This window comes from Spirosoma terrae, from assembly GCF_010435915.1.
Classification (GTDB): Bacteria; Bacteroidota; Bacteroidia; order Cytophagales; family Spirosomataceae; genus Spirosoma; species Spirosoma terrae.
The window spans coordinates 1-19,592 of sequence record NZ_JAAFZH010000024.1 but is presented as its reverse complement, the minus strand read 5'-3'; the positions used below and the strand labels follow the sequence as shown (position 1 = coordinate 19,592).

Genomic DNA, 19,592 nt, shown 5'->3' with positions numbered 1-19,592 from the left:
TATAAGTAAGTATTCCCCCACAAGGTACGTATACTCCAGATAATGAGCTTGTTAAAAAAACTTAACCGCCGGGCGGCCCCGCGGGATTTATGGGATTTACCTGACTGACTTTGGTTTTGTTTTCGCTTCTTCGAAGCGCTCTAATCAATACAAAATCAAAGTCAGTCAGGTAAATCCCATAAATCCCGGTTCTACTCGCTACGCAAACTCTTCACCGGATTCATCAGGGCGGCTTTTACGCTTTGGAAACTAACGGTAAGTAAAGCAATGCTAACGGCCAGCAAGCCCGACAAGGCAAACACCCACCACTGAATCTCGATTCGATACGCAAAATCCTGCAACCACTTGCTCATAGCATACCAGGCCAGGGGTGTTGCAATGACAATAGACACCAGCACCAGTTTCAGGAAATCGCGGGAAAGCATAACCACAATGCTACCGACCGACGCACCAAGAACTTTGCGAACGCCGATTTCTTTAGTACGTTGTTCTGCCGCAAAAGCCGCCAGTCCGAACAGGCCCAGACAAGCGATCAGAATGGCCAGAATCGTAAAGGTGAGTAGTACCTCCCCCTGTTTCTGTTCCGCTTTGTATTGTCTCGAAAAGTTTTCGTCCAGGAAGTGAAAATCCAGCGTAGCCGACGGATCAAACGTGCGATACACCGATTGGATATAGGCTAATGCTTCAGCTGTCTTAGCGGGTTTGATCCGCACGTAGACATTGTCTTTGTCGAAGGGAGCGGGTAGCCCCAGTACTAACGGCTCTATTTTATGCTGTAGCGAATAGGTATGAAAATCCTTAATAACGCCCACCACGCGGGCTTCGGCGGTATTCTTATCGCTATCGATGTAATATTTAACCCGTTTGCCAATCGGATTTTTCCAGCCTAATTGCTTCTGCAGGGTTTCGTTAATGACAACCGCCCCCCACAAATCACTCTTGAACGACTCCGAAAACCCACGGCCCTGCATCACTTTGATACCCAACGTCTTGAAGTAATCCGAATCGACCGAGAACTTCTGCACAATTTGAGTGGCAGTAGGCATTATACCATTCTGCTCGAAGAACATACCCGCCCCACCGATGTTGTTGTTACCGATCGGATTGCTGGCCGCCGAAGCTCCTTCAATCAATGGACTACGTAACAGTTGCTCTTTCAAAGCATCGACGCGCTGGCGTACGTCCCCATTATCGATATGAAATGTGAGTACCTGATCTTTGTTAAAGCCCAGATCTTTATGCTGAACGTAGCGCATCTGCTGATAAACAACAGCCGAACACGTAATCAGCGCTACGGTCGCAACAAACTGAAACACAACCAGCGATTGCTTGAATGTTATGCTCCCCAACTGATTACCAACCTGCCCTTTGAGCGCCGATACCGGTCTAAAATTAGACAAGAGCAGGGCCGGATATAAGCCACTCAGCATACCAATCAAAACAGACAGTAACGCAATCACCAGCAACGTATTACCCAATCCGCCCACCGATAATGTCTTGTCGGTGATTTGATTGAAATAAGGCAGGGCAACGGTCACCAAACTAATACTAACCACCCCAGCAATAAATGTCATCAGCATCGATTCCGTCAGGAACTGACCAATCAATTGCAGCCGATACGATCCAATTGCTTTTCGTACGCCAACTTCACGCGTGCGTTTGAGGGAACGAGCCGTATACAAATTGATATAGTTGACACAGGCAATGAGCAGAATCAGTAAAGCCACAACCGCAAACGTATAAACCGTTGTCACGTTACCATTGGGGCTTATTTCATAATCGAGGTGCGAATTCAGATGGATTGACGTAATGGGTTGAAGTTCCAGCCGGTAATCGAGTTCGCCCATCTCCTTCTTGATGTATTTATCATAAAAAGGCGGCAACTTCGCTTCCAGCGCCTTAACATCGCTCCCCTCGTTCAGAAGCAGGTAGGTATAGAGTTCGAAATTTTCCCAGCCATTTGTATAGTTGGCAGGCAATGAACGGACGGCTCTAAACTGCAGATGCGAATTTTCCGTTACGTCATCCATTACGCCCGTAACGGTATTCGGAAAATGATTACTAAACTCCACTACGTTGCCAATCGCTTTCCTGGCATCTCCAAACAGACTTTCAGCAAGACTTTTCGTCAGAACAATACTTTGCGGTTTACTCAGCGCCGTAGCCGGATCGCCATACAGCAGCGGAAAGGAAAAAATGGAAAAGAACGTATTATCGGCAAAACAAATATCGTTGACCTCCAGCTTCTTATCGTTCACAGACATAACGCCACCACCTTCTGGCTGAATACGAACAGTTTTTTCGATTTCTGGATAATCGTTTTTCAGTGCAGCCGCATAGGGAGCCGATGTTGGTGCTAATTTAAGACTTCCACTAGGCCACTGAGCGTAGTGAACCACGCGAACAATCCGGTCTGCTTTGGTATGGAAGCGATCGTAGCTTAATTCATCCACAACGTATAGCACCATTAGCCATACAGCCACCATACCAACGCCCAAACCAACTACGTTCAGACCACTGAAGAGTTTATTTTTCCACAGACTGCGAATGGTTATTTTCAGATAGTTGCGTAGCATACGTCCGCTTAGTTTAGGTGTAACGATACAAATTAATGACCAAATGGCGTACCAAAAACACAATACACTTAAAATCAGACACTTAAAAAAGTAAGCCAAACCAAACTGTCCGTAAGTGGACGCCATTTGTCCGCACCAGAACCGGGATTGAGCTGATTTTAGGATTAACGAGATTTTGTTAGCTGGAAGCAAAGCGCTTTTTTGAAGCGAGACTAAATCCCGTTAATCCTAAAATCAGCTCAATCCCGCGGGGCCGCCCGGCGGTTCAGATTACTCGCTACGCAAACTCTTCACGGGGTTGACCAGTGCGGCCCGAATTCCCTGAAAACTGACGGTTGCCAGAGCTATTACGATAGCCAAAACCCCCGATGCCACAAACACCCATACGCTTAAACCGATCCGGTATTGATACGTATTTAACCAGTTGTTCAGAAAATAAGCTGCCAGCGGACTCGCGATTAGACAGGCAATACCCACCAGCCAGACGAAATCTTTCGATAGAAGCCCCCAGATACTGCCGACCGAAGCGCCCAACACCTTCCGAATTCCCACCTCTTTGGTTCGCTGCTCGGCCAGATAAGCTGCCAGTCCAAACAGACCAAGACAGGAAATAAAAACAGCCAGCACGGCAAACACACTGGCCAACTTTCCAACCAGTTCCTCCTGACGGAACTTCCGCCCATACTCATCACTAACAAACTGATAATCGAACGGATAGGCAGGATTGAATTGTTGAAAAATCGGTTGAACCCGCGCAATAGCCTGCTGAACGTTTACGCCTGGCTTGAGCCGAAAAATAATGTTATTCTCCCAAAGCGGATTATACACCAGCATCAGCGGATTTATTGGATCGTAAGGCGACTCGATGATGGCGTTTTCGACTACGCCAATAACACGTAGTTTCTGCTCCGGCGCCCAGACCATGCTTATTTCCTGATCAAGTGGTTGTTTGAGCCGCATGGCTTTTACGGCGGCTTCGTTCAGAATAACTGAAAGCGAATCAGCCCCGTCGGCCCGAAAATCGCGCCCTAACTTAAGCTTACTACCAAGCGTACTGAGATAATTGGGCGACGTAGCAATCAGGTTAAGCCGCATAATTTCGTCGGGAGCTTTTCCGGCCCAATCGACCCGTGTATCGTTCAGAATGGTTGTAGCGGGGCTGGACGCTTTCGTTACGTTGTCTACCACGCCCGAACCGATCAACCCATTCCGAACCGCTTCATAGTTCCGGCTTAAATCGGTGGTCAGCGACACCATCATTAACCGATCAGGATTGTAGCCTACGGGGCGATGTTTAGCGTACTGAATCTGCTGATAAATCACCACCATGCTGATGATAAAGGCAATGGAAACCGTAAACTGCGTCACCACCAGAATTTTGCGAGGCCAGTTGGCACTACGTCCCGCTTTGATAGGTCCTTTTAGAACACTCACGGCCTGGAACGACGACAGATAAAACGCGGGATAACTTCCGGCCAGCAAACCCGTCATAGCTGTAAACCCGGCCAGCAGCAACCAGAAAGCAAGGTTATTCCAGGGCAGAGATAGCTGTTTTTGGGTAAGTTCGTTGAAGAAGGGCATGCCAACCAGCACAATTACCAAACTCAGTACCATAGCCAGCCCCGCCACCAGCATCGATTCGATCAGGAATTGACTTATCAGTTGTGAACGTAGCGAACCCGTTGCTTTCCTGACACCAACTTCTTTGGCCCGTTTCTCCGAACGTGCGGTCGACAGATTCATGAAATTGATGCAGGCAATCAGCAGGACAAACAAACCCACCATCCCAAACAGTCTGACGTAACGTATGAAGCCGCCTACATTTTTACCGTTCTGAAACTCGCCGTACAAATGCCATTTGGCAACCGGATGCAGAAATACCTCGAAAATCGACTCTGGATGATGGCGCTTCAGAATCCCAGCCAGTTTAGGCGCAATGGCTTCGTAGCTGGCATTGGGCTGCAACTCAACCAGCAGATTAACCATATTATTGTTCCAGTCATTACGACTATCCTTCATCCAGGGAGTATTTAGTTCAAAATGGCGGAAGGGAACCAGAAACTGAAAATCCCAGGACGTATTGGACGGTAACTTTTTCAGGACGCCCGTTACGCGCAGATCATACTGATTGTTGAGCCGGACGAGTTTACCCATCGGTTCAGCGGTTCCGAAAAGAGCGTCCGCTGTCTCTTCCGTCAACACAATGGAGTTTGGATCACGTAGCGCATTAGTGAGGCTACCCTGTATCATGGGAAAACCAAACATCGACAGAAAATCCGTGCCCACGTTCTGGCGCTTCCGAAGAACTTTCGTCTCCCCGACCTGGAGCGCGTCGTCGGCCTGCAACGACATAGTCAGACTTTCCGTAACGGTCTTGATTTCAGGAATTTCGTTACGTAGCAAATCGCTCAGCGGCAGTGGCCCATTGGGTTGAGTGGTTGTTTCTCCATTGGCTGTTCGGTTGAGCATCACCTGATACAGCCGCGACTCATTGCCGTAAAAACGATCAAACGTCAGTTCATCCCAAACCCATAGCCCAATCAACGTAGCAACGGCCATGCCGACCGCCAATCCTGCAATGTTTATAAAACTAAATCCTTTGTTTTTACGCAGGCTACGCCAGGCAATTGTCAGATAATTCTTGATCATGAGCGTACATAAATGATTGACTGCAAGGTACGTACGCTCCAGGAAACGAGCCTGTTAAAAAAAGTTAAGCCCGAACAGCCCCACGGAATTTAACGAATTAGCGGATTAAAGGGATTTTGTTAACTGGAAGCAAAGCGCTTCTCTAAAGCGAGACAAAATCCCTTTAATCCTGAAATCAGCTCAATCCCGGTTCAGATTACTCGCTACGTAGACTCTTTACTGGATTGGTCAGAGCTGCTTTTATGCTCTGGAAGCTGATCGTCACTACAGCGATGACAACGGCCAGCAGGCCTGCCAACGCGAACATCCACCATTCTACGTCTATTTTATAAGCAAAGTCCTGAAGCCATTTTTGGGCAGCATACCAGGCAATGGGCGATGCAATCAAAATGGACAAACCAACCAGCTTCAGAAAATCTCGTGATAACAACACCACAATACTCGATACCGAAGCGCCCAGTACTTTCCGAACGCCAATCTCTTTCGTACGCTGTTCGGTGGCATAGGTTGCTAAACCAAACAAACCCAGACAGGCGATCAGAATAGCCAGCCCAGCCGCCAACGAGAAAATCCGACCGTATTGCTGCTCAGACTGATATTGCTTCTGGTAATTCTCATCCACAAAATAGTATTCAAAGGGATTACCCGGAAACAGCTGCTTGTACAACTTTTCGAGTTCAGCGATTTTTGTTTTGATATTATCGGTCGATAAACGTACCGTATAATTCGTGCTGGGGTAACCTGGAAAAATAAGCAGCGGCTCAATCACCTGCTGCAGCGACTGGTGATGATAATCCTTTACAACACCAACGACCTCGAACTCTTCGCCGAATTTAACTTTCTGACCAACAGCCGCTGACGCCGAAGCAAATCCGAGCGATTTAGCAGCTTTTTCATTCATCAAAACCCGTCGCGAATCATTCCCTTTAAGACACATGTCGGCGGAAAAGTTCTGACCTGCCGCTAACGTAATGCCGTATGTTTTCAGGAAACGGTCATCAGCATACGTAAACGCATAGTTCTTCTTCTCATCACCAGGATTGGGATTCAACCGGGTTACTCCGTCAGAATTGAAGTTATACCAACCACCCGGCACGCTACCCGAATTGCAATAATCCTCTACGTAAGGCAAGCGGGCAATTTCATTCCGAAAGGCAACTTTACTGGTCCGGCGAGCTGAATCCGCGCCCACTTCAGCCCCTTTAATGACCAGCAATTGTTTCAGGTTCATGCCCAGATTCTGATTCTGCATAAACGATAGCTGACGATAAAGAACTACCGTGGCCACAATCAGCAGGATTGAAATCGAAAACTGGAAAACAACCAGCACTTGCCGAACGCTGGCTCCTTGTCCCGACCGGGCAAATGCATTTTTGACGATACTCACAACCGGGAAACCCGATAACATGAAGGCCGCATAACTACCCGACGCAACCGCCCCGATTAACACCGCCACCACGCCAGCCAGCCACAACGAACTCTGGCCAATTGTCGATACCGACAGCGTCCGGCCAACCAGTTGATTAAATGGATGCTGTAATGCACTAACCAGCAAAACAGCCAGCCCTAAACCAAGCAAATTGAGAAAAAACGATTCGCCCAGAAACTGACGAATGATTTGATCCCGACCCGCGCCAACCACTTTCCGAACCCCAACTTCTTTAGCCCGTTTGAGCGCACCAGCCGTCGACAGATTGATATAATTCAGCCAGGCAATAACCAGAATCAATAGCGCAATGCCACCCAGCAGATAAACAAACCCCAGCTTCCCGTTCGTAGGGCGTGTATCGCTCAAACTCTCGCCAAGGTGCAGATAGGTCAGCGGCTGAAGTTGAAAAACATCCTGCCCTTCCGGGCGATTTTTCCGAACCAGTTCATCGGCTTTTCTCGTAAAAGCGACTGGGTCAGTTTGCGCATCCAGCAGCAGCAACGTCTGCGAAAAAGCCCCTTGCCAGCGATCCAGGCGCGCCCAGTCATTACCGTTCAAATTGGCCTCGTTATTGAGCGTACTCAGCGAATACACCATATCGAACTGGAGATCTGAATTTTCCGGCACATCGGCAAACACGGCCGTTATGGTGTAGGGCGTTTTCCCAAACTGGCTGTTCAGCGTAATCACCTTGCCAACCGCGTCCTCATCGCCAAAATAAGCCCGTGCTTTCGTGCTCGATAAGGCTACGGTGTTGGGCTGGCTCAACGACGCCGATCCGGCCAATATCGGAAAGGAGAACATACGAAAGAAATCGCCATCGACCGTAATCGAGTTGGACTCCCGAAACGAACGTACCGGTTGCCCCTGTTTATTGGCCGGTAACGTAACAACGCCCTGCTGAACAAAAGCAATCCGACAGGCAGCCTGCACTTCATTAAACTGCTGCTTCAGCGATGTAGCTATGGCCGACGGCACAAAATCGTCACTTTTCCCATCATTGTGCTGCAACAATACCCGGTATATCCGACCAGCGTTCTGATGAAACTGGTTATAACTTTTCTCGAAGCTAACGTATTCCAGAATCAGGATAAACACAGCAATACCCAGACCCAGGCCTGCTACGTTGATAAGCGAAAAAATCTTGTTTTTACGCAGATTACGCAGTGCAATTTTGACGTAGTTGATGAACATAGCGGTAGACAGTGAGGGTGTTTAGGTTTTACGATTGCTTATCCTTTACTCAGAACGTAACGATTTTACTGGATTCATCAGCGCAACTTTTATACTCTGGACACTTACTGTCAACAGCGCAATCAGTACCGTAAGACCACCAGCCAGCAGGAATATCCACCAGTGAATAGTTGTTCGATACGCAAAGTCATTCAACCAGTTATACATGGCATACCACGCCAGGGGCGTAGCAATGACCAGTGCGACCAACACCAGTTTCAGAAAATCAGTGGAGAACAGCCTGACCAGACTAGGCACCGATGCGCCCAGCACTTTACGAATACCAATTTCCTTCGTACGTTGTTCAGCAATGAACATAGAAAGCCCAAACAGACCCAGACACGAAATTAGAATAGCAATACCGGCAAAAATGCTGAACAGCGTCTGCTGGGTTTGTTCCCGAGCGTACAGTTTATTGAACCGCTCGTCCAGAAACTGGTATTCGAACGGGCGGTTCGGGAAAAAGCGTTTCCAGACCGTTTCAACCTGGCTCACTGCGGTCGGTACATCGCCCTGTATAGGAACCGACAACCAGTTGAGCGTATTAGGCTGTAAGATCATAGCGACAGCCGACAGTTGCTGGTGCAGTGACTCAAAATGAAAATCGTTGGTGACGCCAATAATCTGACCTTTGCTCTCTCCGTAATAAAACAGCTTTCCAATAGCCTGTTCGGGCGTCCAGCCCAACCGATGTACCGCCGTTTCGTTCAATACAACCATTGCGGTATCCGTCGAATAATTCCGCGAGAAATTCCGGCCAGCGGCCATTTTAATCTGATAGGTCGGAATAAAGTCATAATCGACGTACAATCCGCGCAGGTTGATGTTAACCGGAGCCAGCGAATCGCCTTTCATTACCTTCGCTTCCTGCGAGTCAAGCAACCGGCCCGACGGAATCCGCGACGAACGCCCCATGTTACGTACTACGCCCGTTTGCATCAACTGCTGTTTCAGCACATCGTAATTCGTAGTTGAATCGCCCAGATCGGAAAGAACCAGCACCTGATCTTTAGCATAGCCCAGGTGGTAGTTCTGAATATACTTCATCTGGTTATAGACAATGGCCGTACTGATAATCAATACAATGGCGATAGAGAATTGCGTAACAACCAGCACCTGACGAAGCTTACCACTCCGCATGGTCGATGCAATCTGTCCTTTCAGTACGCCTAATGGCCGGAAAGACGTCAGAAAAAAAGCCGGGTAGCTCCCAGCCACAAGGCCCGTCAGCAACGTAATACCAATCAGAACAGATACAAAAACTGGATCGATTAATTGGCTAACAGACAGCTCCTTTTTCGTAAACTCACTGAGCGTCGGCAGGCAGAGCATCACCAGAAAAATAGCAATGCCCAGCGCAAAAAACACCAGTAGGAACGACTCGTTCAGAAACTGGCTGATCAGTTGAGTGCGTAAGGCCCCTACAACCTTACGCATCCCAACCTCCTTAGCCCGGCCCGCCGAACGAGCAGTAGCCAGATTCATATAATTGATGCAGGCAATGAGCAGAATGAACAACCCAATGGCCGAAAAAAGATAGATATAACGAATATCGCCCGTTGGTTCCACTTCCGAATCGGTATGCGAACGCAGGTGAATATCGGTCAGTTTTTGAAGATTCAGTACCGACCAGGTCGATGCGTTGCCGCCCGGTACGTATTTGTCCTGAAAGGCCGGGAAGGCCGTTTCAATACGTTGTGGATCACCACCTGGCTTAAGCAGCAAATACGTATTGAAGGAGTTGTTGCCCCAGTTGGTACGTAGCTGCTCCGCGCCATAAACGCGGCTGTCGTTGAACGTATTAAACGAAACCAGAAAGCTCGGATGAAAATGAGATTGCGTAGGTAAGGGATTAAAAACACCCGTTACGGTCAGATCGAATTGATTTTCCAGACGAACGGTTTTGCCAATCGGATTTCCCCGGCCAAAATATTTCTCGGCCATTGGGCGCGACAACATAATGGAAAACGGATTAGCCAGCGCATAGTTGGCATTGCCAGCAACGACCTGAATATCGAAGACCTTGAAGATATTGGACTCGGCGAAGAAAATATCCCGTTCGTGAAAAGCATGTTCGCCGTAACGAATCAAGGCATCTTCATCAAGCGTCCGCACAACTTCTTCTATTTCCGGGAAATCCTGCCGGATTAACGGCGCAAACGGTGGGGCTAACTGAGCCAGTTTCAACGTAGCAACTCCTTCCGACGACAGGAATGTGCGCGTAACGCGGTAGATGCGGTCCGCTTTGGTATTGTATCGATCATAGACGAGTTCGTTTTTTACATAAATCGCAATCAACAGGAAGCAGGCCAGACCGACGGCCACCCCGACAATATTGATGAAACTAAACGTTTTGTGTTTCATCAAATTGCGAAACGCGATTTTGATATAATTGCGAAACATGGCTTTGTTCGTTTACAGTTTTCATTCATATTACACCCGTCATCAGCTTGCGCTGAATTTCCCGATCGCCTTTCTTCACGAAGGCAATCGGCACGAAATCGTCGGTTGGCGCGCCAATGTAGTAAAGCGTCCAATCCTGGTCATAGTGGGAGATCATTTCCCGCAGACATTCGACCCGATCAAATGAAGGCACATTACAATCTCCCCAATAAAAAAGCTCTACACGGTAGTGCAGTTCGTGCTTCTTACCGTTGATGGTTACATCAATTTCGATGTCCTGTTTTCCAGGTGTCGATGGAATCGGTATAGCGATGTGTGCCATAGGTGTTTAGATTTAGAAAAGTGAATGCCAGACCATCTAATCGAGAATTACTAGTTGATTTTTGACCTTATTCCGCCCGTAAACTCTTTACAGGATTTCTTACCGCTGCTTTTACGCTTTGATAGACAACGGTAGACCAACAGATCAGCAACGTCAACAGGCAGGATCCCACAAAAACCCAGACGCTGATGTCGGTTTTGTACGGAAAAGTCTGCAACCAGGTCGACATCGCATACCAGGCAATCGGAATAGCAATGGGGAACGAATACAGAACCAGCTTCGTAAAGTCGCGGGAAAGTAACAGAACCACACTCGATACCGACGCGCCCAGCACTTTCCGAACGCCAATTTCTTTCACTCGCTGCTCGGTGGTGAAGGTAGCCAGACCCAGCAATCCCAGACAGGCAATGAGAATAGTTAAGGCCGAAAACGCCGAGAAAATTCGTCCACGCAGCTCATCGGCCCGGTAAGCCGACTCAAAATCCTGGTCCAGAAAACGATACTCGAACAACCGATCCGGGTAGGTTTCACGCCATTTTTCGCCAATAAACGCGACCGTTTTCTCTACATCTTTCGGTTGTATCTTAATGTGAACAACGGCATTGTAGGGACGATACAGAATAATCATCGGATCAATCGGGTTATATAACGACTGCTGATGAAAATCCTTGACCACGCCAACCACTTTAGCCATTAGCGGAGCGGGCTGACCGTTTTGCGGTAAATTACCCAGCAAAATCTTCTTGCCCAGGGGTTGCTTCCATCCCATTCGGGCAACAACGGCCTGATTGATAATCACACTATTGCTCGTATCGGCCGGACTATCTTCCGAAAAATTCCGGCCACTGGTAATCTTCATGCCCATTGCCTTCAGATAATCCTGATCGATACCCATCGGTTTAAATGCCATTTCCTTCAATCCGGCATTGGTCTCTACCGAAAAAATGACACGGCCACCAATATTGCTGGTTGGCGTAGAGGCCGTAGCGACACTGCGAACATTTGGATTGGCCAGCAGGGCGGAACGTAACGCCCCGTAGCGGGCGCGCGGTTGGTTGTCCTGATAATTGATTGTCAGTACCTGCTCCCGGTCATAACCCAGATCGTGGTTTCGCATGAAATTCAGCTGCTTATACACGACCCAGGTACAGATGAGCATGATCAGCGAAATAGCGAACTGCGATACGACCAGTGCCTTTCGGAAGAAACTCCCGCCTTTTGCATTGAACGAGCCTTTCAGCACGGCAGCGGGCTCAAACGACGACAAATAGAAAGCAGGATAACTACCACTGATGAATCCAGTAAATATCACGATCCCCAGTGCAATCAATAGAAACTGAGGACGTAGCAATTCCTTGAATTCAATTTCTTTACCGGCTACCGTATTGAAATAAGGAAGCAGAAAAAAGACCAGAACCAGGCTTGCGGCCAGTGCCATCACCGTCATCAATACCGATTCAGTTAGGAATTGAGCCATCAGCCGGCCCCGTATCGATCCCAGCACTTTCCGTAGTCCAACCTCTTTGGCTCGTTTAGCCGACCGTGCAGTCGCCAGGTTCATGTAATTAATACTGGCAATCAGCAACATAAAAAAGGCAACGGCACTAAATGTATACACATACCCAATATCGCCGTTCGACTCGCCTTCGAGTTTGGAATGCAGGTGAATATCGGCTAATGGTTGCAGCTCATACGTAATTTTGATCCCCATTTTCTTAAAAAACGAGGCCATATACTTGTCGTAAAGCTGGGGAAACTTGCTGGTTAACCGGCTCGTATCAAAGTGTTCGGGGAGTACGATATAACTGCTGACGTAAAAATTACCCCAGTCATTTGCCGTTTTTTCGCGAGCCCCGGCCGACAACAGCGCGTTGAACGTAAAGTGAGAATGGCGCGGTACGTTTTCAATCACACCCGTCACTTTGTAGGACGTCGTATCGTCGGTTCGCAACGACTGGCCCAGAGCACTTTGAGAACCAAAAATTTTCTGCGCCGTTCGTTGGGTCAACACCACGTTGCCAGGCTGGTTTAACGCGGTTTTCGGATCGCCTTCAATGAACTTATAGCTGAAAACATCGAACACCGTCGAGTCGACGGCATAGATATCATCCTCATAAAAACGTTTTTCGCCCTCTCTGAACGTCAGTCGACCGTAGGGGAAAAACCGGACGTAGTTCTCAACAAACGGATACTCCTGTTTGAGCGTCTTAGCCACAGGAGCCTGTGTAGAGGTCCAACCAAACGATTTGTCGGGCTCCCGAATCTGCGAAGCTATTCGGTAGATCCGACTGGCATTCGTATGATATTTATCGTAGCTCAGCTCGTCCGTTACGTACAAAAGCAGTAACAAACCACAGGTAACCCCTATGGTTAAGCCGATGATATTCAGCAGACTATAAAACCGATCTTTCTGCAGATTTCGCCAGGCAATTTTAAGATAATTCGTTAGCATAGGTAGGAGGACTTAAAGTCTGAGAGACAAAACAAGGGACAACACACTACGTAAGGCCCCTTGTCTGAATGATGATTAGTTAGTACGTTCGATTGAACGAGTTACCGGCTTTTTGCGGGAACGCCAATCTCCTTTTCGATTCCTTCAATTAGCTGTAGCCGTTCCTCTTTCGATTTGTCGCGGGCATTAAGCGTACGCTCATACGTAATCTCTTCGCCATCTTTCTGGAATCGATAGCGGAGATACAGCTCTCCGGATTCCGAGTTGTATTTTACTTCTTTGGTGTATGGGTTCTTGCCTCCAACTGCCATTGTCAGATCATTGGCTCCCCTGGCAACTACCGTTGGCTCATCACCGCTGATGATCGTCACGGATTCGCTACGTAGTCGAGGAGCTTGTGGAGCTCTTGGCGCAACGGGAGCTTTGGGTGGCTCTGGCATCGATACGTTCAGCGAATCCAGCACCCGCACCCGAAGCGCATCCCGTTCTTCTTTCGTCAGATTGGCTACGTCGAAGGTGCGGTTATAGTCAATCGGTTCGCCATTAATGGTACCGTTCACACGAATCGACAGCGTTTTACCATCGTCGTTGATGCTCCGGTTAAGGGACGAGTGTTTCTGCGCCAGAACCAGCGAACCGGTTAATGCGAGTAGAGTTGTCAGGATTGTTTTCATCGAATTAGCTATCTATTCTGTTTTTAACGACTTAACGGGATTTACCAGGGCGGCTTTAATACTTTGTACACTTACCGTGACTAAGGCAATGCTAACCGCCAGCCCGCCCGCCAGGGCAAACACCCACCACGAAATATTGATTTTATAAGCAAAATCGCGCAACCACCAATTCATGGCGTACCAGGCCACAGGTGTAGCTAGTAAGATCGCAACGGCCACCGGTTTCAGGAAATCTTTGGACAGCAACGTAACGATACTAGCCACCGATGCGCCGAGTACTTTGCGGACACCGATTTCCTTGGTCCGTTGTTCCGCCGTGAACGTAGCCAGACCGAACAACCCTAAGCAGGCAATGAAAATAGCCATGCCCGAAAAGCCCAGAAACAGATCACCTTTTCGTTCGTCGGAGCGGTATTGTTCGGCAAACGTCTGGTCCAGAAATGTGTACTCGAACGGTTGGTTCGGGTTTAGGCGCTCATATACATCCCGGATGTAAGCCAGTGCACCCGGTACGTTCTGCGGTGTCATTCGGATCAGTAGTTTGTCGCCCCTGTCTTTGTGCAGAACCAGAATCAGCGGCTCAATCTTACTACGTAACGAGCGCATATGGAAGTCGCGGATAACCCCCGTAATCGGGATGCGTCGGGTATCGATCTCGGCCAGACCCGCTGTACGCTTTTTCCAGCCCAGCCGCTTAAGCATTGCTTCATTGACCAGTACCGCATCCGTCGTATCGTTGGCCAGCTCGCTCGAAAAATTCTCACCTTCTTTCAGACCAATCTGTAATACGTTCAGATAATCCTGATCGACCGAGAAATATTCGGTGCTAACAGACTGCTCTTTGCCGCCCGCGTAGAAGTGAAACGTGGATTTATCATTTATGCCACCGCCAACCGATCCGTCGGTCAGGCTTACGCCTTTAATGACTGGATTTTGCAGTAGTTTATCTTTCAGCACCGTAGCCGTCCGCTGAATGGCGGGAGCCTTGAGCGGCAGAACCAGAACCTGTTCCTGATTGAAGCCCAACTGCGTATGCCGCATATATTGCAACTGCTGATACACCACGAACGTCCCCACAATCATTACAATTGACATCGTAAACTGGAAGACCACCAGCGACTGGCGAAACAGAACACCTTTTCCCTTGTTGGTAAACGTTCCTTTTAATACCGCAACCGGTTTGAACCGCGACAGTAGAAAGGCCGGATAAAGACCACTCACCACCCCAACCAGCAGGCTGAAACCGAGGAGTACACCTATTGTTTGGCCATTCCATAGATCAATAGTCAGGGTCTTGGCCGCTATATAGTTAAAGAAAGGCAATAGTACCTGTACCAGAATAAGACTGGCGGCCAGCGCCAAAACCGACAGCAGAACGGATTCGGTCAGAAACTGCCCAATCAACTGCGTACGTAACGATCCAATGGCTTTACGGACCCCGATTTCCCTGGCACGACCAGCCGATCGGGCCGTGGCCAGATTGATGTAATTGACAATAGCAATCAGTAAAATAAACAGGCCAATGACCGAGAATGTGTAGACGTAAGCCATGTTGCTCCCGTTCTCTTCGCCCATCAGGTGGCTAGAGTGCAGGTGCATGGACGTCAGGGGCTGGAAGGTGATATTGAACGTAACGCCTTTGCCCGTTTCATCGCCGATTGCCTGGGCAATGTACTTTTTGTAGAAAGCGGGCATTTTACGTTCTAGCTGACCTACCTCGCTGTTTGGCTGAAGTAATACGTAGGCAGCCGTACCAAAGCTATCCCATTTATCCAGGTTGACCCCGTTAACTTGCCGGTTAACGTAGGGAAGAATGGCTTCAAACGCCAGATGGTGGTTGGCCGGTACATCCCGAATAATGCCAGTAACCGTTAAGGGCTGCTCATCTTTGACCTTAACCACGTTGCCTAATAGCCCGTTGGTGCGACCGAACAGCGCCAGCGCCATTTTCTGAGTCAGGACAATATTGTTGGGTTGCAGCAGAGCCGTTTTGGGGTTGCCGTCGATGAATGAGTAGTCGAAAAACGAAAACAGGCTCGTATCAGCGAAGATAAAATCCTTGGCGTACAACGCTTTTTCGCCCACCCGAAATAGCATATCGTGACTTGGTATCACCCGAACAACATTTCTGATCTCGGGGAATTCCTGCCGGAGTGCCGGACCCATCGGCGCCGAACCAACCCCCATATTCAGTTCATTATCGCCCCACTTAATATCTACATTCAGCCGGTAAATACTGGCTGCATTTTTATGGTATCGGTCAAACGTTAGCTCATCATACACGTAAAGCCCCAGCAGGATAGCGCAGGTTATTCCACTGGCCAGGCCCATCAGCGTAAGTGCGCTGTAGGTCTTGTTTCTGACCAGGTTTCGGTAAGCTATTTTGAGATAGTTCGTTAGCATGAGCCAATATGAGAAGCTCCAATCATTACCCCAAACTTTATACCAAAAAATCAAATAACTGACTAACAGTTATTTACGACAAAAACTATTAATCAACTGTCCATAAGCGGACGCCTACAACGGCCATTTGCGGACATCGAAGAGTAGAAAAGATACTCTTTCTGAAATTTGATTTCACCGCTAATCTTAGCAGCTTTACATCTATTTCTATCACGTTTTGCAATGGATTTAATTCAGGAAGGCTTAGCCAAAAAATACATCAAGTTTGATTCTGAGGAGCGTAAATACATTACCTACGTCATTCCAGGCATAAAAAAATCATTCATAAATCCAGAAGAACGAGTGCGGGCGGAAGCCTACCTTCAATTGATTCTGCAATACAACTACAAACCGCAGCACGTTGACGTTGAAGTTACGGTTCCGACCCGCGTTCCCTCAATCTATGCTGACGTTGTCGTTTATAAAGACGATGCCAAAAAGTCGCCTTACATTATTGTCGAGTGCAAGCGGGAAACCGTTTCGGAGGCTGAGTTTGTGCAGGCCATTGAACAAGGCTTTGGCTATACGCACTCGTTACGTGGTGAGTACCTTTGGGTTACGTCGGGCCTGAAGTCGAAGTATTACGACGTTGGTAATTTTCCGGCGGGCGAACGTATCGACAACATCATTGCCGCTATTCCGCGCTTTGGCGAAACTGAACTAAGTAAAGCAAAATTCTACAAGGGCGCAATTAACGAGAAAGGCAATCAGGCGTTCGATCTGGAAGTTGTGGCGCAGGATGAACTGACCCGCGTATTCTCGCAGGCTCACCAGGCGCTTTGGGCGGGTGGAAAACGAAATCCATCCGAAGCGTTTGATGAACTCGATAAGCTTATTTTCTGCAAAATCTGGGACGAAAAACGACCTCGCAAAAATGGCGAGCCATATGACTTTCAGGAATTTACGAAAGAAGACCCCAGCTTTTTGCTGACCCGCATTCGGGCTATTTATGAAGAAGGTCGACTAAAAGATCCCGAAGTGTTCCGCGAACCGATCCGGCTATCGGCGGCTGAGTTACGTACTATTGTTGGTTATTTAGCGCCAATCAACATTGGCGATACGGATCTGGACAGCAAAGGTCGGGCGTTTGAGACCTTCCTGGGTTCGTTTTTCCGGGGCGACTTTGGCCAGTATTTTACACCCCGCGAAGTGGTTGATTTTATCGTGAAAGTACTACCCATCACCAACGAATCGCGGGTGCTGGATACGAGTTGTGGCAGCGGTGGTTTTCTGCTCTATGCGCTGGATAAAGTACGGCGGCAGGCCGACCGCATGGCCGACGAAGGCTATTTTAAGAAAGAGAGCGTTAAGCACTACAATCACTGGCACGACTTCCCCGAAAATAACCTCTACGGCATCGAGATTTCGGAAGGGATTGCGCGAACGGCCAAGATGAATATGATTATTCATGACGACGGCCATACCAACGTGATTAGTTTCGATGGTTTGCAGACGGATCAGGAAATCATCGACAAAACGGGTAACAAAGGCTTTACCTTCAATACGTTCGACTACATCATTACCAACCCGCCTTTTGGCTCATCAGTAAAGCAAACGGAACAGGCTTATCTGAAAAATTACCGCCTGGGTATCAAAGACGTTAGCTGGATTGACCGGAAACAGAAAAACATTAGCCAGTTGGGGCCGCGCGACAGCCAAAGCACCGAAGTCCTGTTTATTGAACAGTGCCATCGGTTTCTGAAGCCGGGCGGTACGTTGGCCGTGGTAGTGCCCGATGGCGTATTGACCAACAGCAGCTCGCAGTACGTGCGCGACTGGATGGAAGAACATTATCGGATTGTGGCCGTCATTTCGCTGCCTCAGGATGCTTTTAAAGCCACCGACGCGGGCGTGAAAAGCTCGGTACTGTTTCTGCAAAAACTCACCGAAAAACAGACCGAGCAAATCCAGCACGCGAAAGAAAAAGTACAGGATCGGCTTTGGACAAAACCAGACTATAGCGAGGCCATTGCCACACTGGAAGCCGAACGCGACGGCATTGTAAAACAAAAACAGGGATTTGATGCTGATGGAATAAGCTGGGAAAGCGAAGAAAATCAGAAGAATTTAAAGGGCCAGACCGTCGAAGCCGATTTGTTTGGCAACGCGAAGCAGCTCAACAAACTCATCGAAAAAACGGAAGAATTCCGGGCCTGGAAAGCTGAGATTACAAAAAACTACGCCGAACGGATTACGGAAATTAAAGAAAACTTGCAGGACGAATACCAGGACAAGTTGAACCGCGACGTTACGAACTACCCGATTTTCATGGCCATTGCCGAACAGATTGGCTACGACGCTACGGGCCGCAAAACCGCCGTAAACGAACTCGATACCATTGCCGACGAACTAAGCCGATTTATTGCTGACATCAACACCGGGCGAGAACGTTTTTTCGGCTAAGCCCCGGTTTAGACGAAAACAAACTGTTTTTGTTGAATCGGGGCGATGTTAAAACCCGGCTGAGTCCAAACTATTACCAAGCATTAAAAAACGCTCAAATTCATTCCAAATATCCTAAGAAACGGCTTTCGTCTCTTGTTGATACGTTCAGTGGCGGGACACCTTCAAAAAACACCCCTGAATATTGGCAAGGTGATATTGGCTGGATATCACCTAAAGACATTAAGGAGTTTTACATTGAATCTGCGGAAGATTTTATTTCTGAAAAGGCTATAGAAGACTCGAGTACTAAACTTGCTTCTAAAGGCTCATTGGTAATTGTTGTTAGAAGTGGCATCCTTGCGCATACATTGCCTGTATCTGTTTTGTCTAATGATTTTGCTATCAATCAAGACCTTAAAGCAATATTGGCGCGAGATACTAGCCTTGTGTCAGAATACTTAGCTATTTTCTTGACAGTTTTTCAGGAAAGACTTCTACCTATTATTACAAAGCATAGTACAACCGTACAAAGTGTCAATTCTCACGAATTTCTGAGACTCGAAATAGTTTGTCCGCCTATTGACGTGCAAAATGAGGTTGTTGAACTATTTCAAAATAGTCTTGCCCAAAAACGTCAGCAGGAAGCTCAAGCCCAAGCGCTGCTCGACAGCATCGACGGGTATTTGCTGGGTGAGTTGGGCGTTACGTTGCCCCCAGAGCCGGAGAATACTATTCAAAATCGGATGTTTAAGAGCTCATGGCGGCAGATGTCGGGCAGCCGATTTGATCCGACATTTCATCAAGGTAACGTGTATGGTCCGATTGCAGATACCCCTTTTGACTTAGTTCCACTACGTAAATTGGTCAGCTATTTCCAAACAGGCTTTGCTGCTGGCCGAGGAGATCAAGACCTTGAAGGGAAAGGTATTATTCAGATTAGGCCAACAAATATGAATAGTAATCGAGAGCTGATTTTTGATAAGAATGTTCGCATAAGTCCAGAAGAAGGGCAAGACTATTCACGCGA

At 48.1% G+C, this 19,592-nt stretch carries 10 protein-coding genes; 2 read left to right on the top strand and 8 right to left on the bottom strand.

Annotated features, from left to right (window positions below; all coding sequences use genetic code 11):
• Nucleotides 1–191: 191 nt before the first annotated feature.
• From GK108_RS29780 to GK108_RS29745, 8 genes are all read right to left on the bottom strand, one after another.
• The gene (locus tag GK108_RS29780; RefSeq protein WP_163955246.1) at nucleotides 192–2,576 is read right to left on the bottom strand and encodes an ABC transporter permease; all 2,385 of its coding nucleotides are present in this window, start codon (nucleotides 2,574–2,576) and stop codon (nucleotides 192–194) included.
• 270 nt (nucleotides 2,577–2,846) lie between these two features.
• Nucleotides 2,847–5,225 carry an ABC transporter permease gene (locus GK108_RS29775; RefSeq protein WP_163955245.1) on the bottom strand — a complete coding sequence of 793 codons (2,379 nt, stop codon included), beginning with the start codon at nucleotides 5,223–5,225 and terminating at the stop codon, nucleotides 2,847–2,849.
• Nucleotides 5,226–5,421: 196 nt separating this feature from the next.
• A complete protein-coding gene (locus GK108_RS29770; RefSeq protein ID WP_163955244.1) occupies nucleotides 5,422–7,848 on the bottom strand; it encodes an ABC transporter permease in 2,427 nt (808 codons plus the stop codon).
• 45 nt (nucleotides 7,849–7,893) lie between these two features.
• On the bottom strand, nucleotides 7,894–10,290 hold the full coding sequence (locus GK108_RS29765; RefSeq protein WP_163955243.1) for an ABC transporter permease: 2,397 nt from the start codon (nucleotides 10,288–10,290) through the stop codon (nucleotides 7,894–7,896).
• Nucleotides 10,291–10,315: 25 nt separating this feature from the next.
• Complete coding sequence (locus GK108_RS29760) at nucleotides 10,316–10,612, bottom strand: hypothetical protein (RefSeq protein ID WP_163955242.1); 297 nt, start codon at nucleotides 10,610–10,612, stop codon at nucleotides 10,316–10,318.
• 67 nt (nucleotides 10,613–10,679) lie between these two features.
• Nucleotides 10,680–13,064 carry an ABC transporter permease gene (locus GK108_RS29755; RefSeq protein ID WP_163955241.1) on the bottom strand — a complete coding sequence of 795 codons (2,385 nt, stop codon included), beginning with the start codon at nucleotides 13,062–13,064 and terminating at the stop codon, nucleotides 10,680–10,682.
• Between the two features lie 101 nt (nucleotides 13,065–13,165).
• Nucleotides 13,166–13,738 carry a hypothetical protein gene (locus tag GK108_RS29750; RefSeq protein WP_163955240.1) on the bottom strand — a complete coding sequence of 191 codons (573 nt, stop codon included), beginning with the start codon at nucleotides 13,736–13,738 and terminating at the stop codon, nucleotides 13,166–13,168.
• Nucleotides 13,739–13,750: 12 nt separating this feature from the next.
• The gene (locus tag GK108_RS29745; RefSeq protein ID WP_163955239.1) at nucleotides 13,751–16,141 is read right to left on the bottom strand and encodes an ABC transporter permease; all 2,391 of its coding nucleotides are present in this window, start codon (nucleotides 16,139–16,141) and stop codon (nucleotides 13,751–13,753) included.
• A 222-nt stretch (nucleotides 16,142–16,363) separates the two neighbouring features.
• Between GK108_RS29745 and GK108_RS29740 the strand changes: the two genes are divergently transcribed.
• Complete coding sequence (locus tag GK108_RS29740) at nucleotides 16,364–18,583, top strand: restriction endonuclease subunit M (RefSeq protein WP_163955238.1); 2,220 nt, start codon at nucleotides 16,364–16,366, stop codon at nucleotides 18,581–18,583.
• 29 nt (nucleotides 18,584–18,612) lie between these two features.
• The coding region (locus tag GK108_RS29735; protein ID WP_212592928.1) for a restriction endonuclease subunit S at nucleotides 18,613–19,592 on the top strand (980 nt) is incomplete at its 3' end.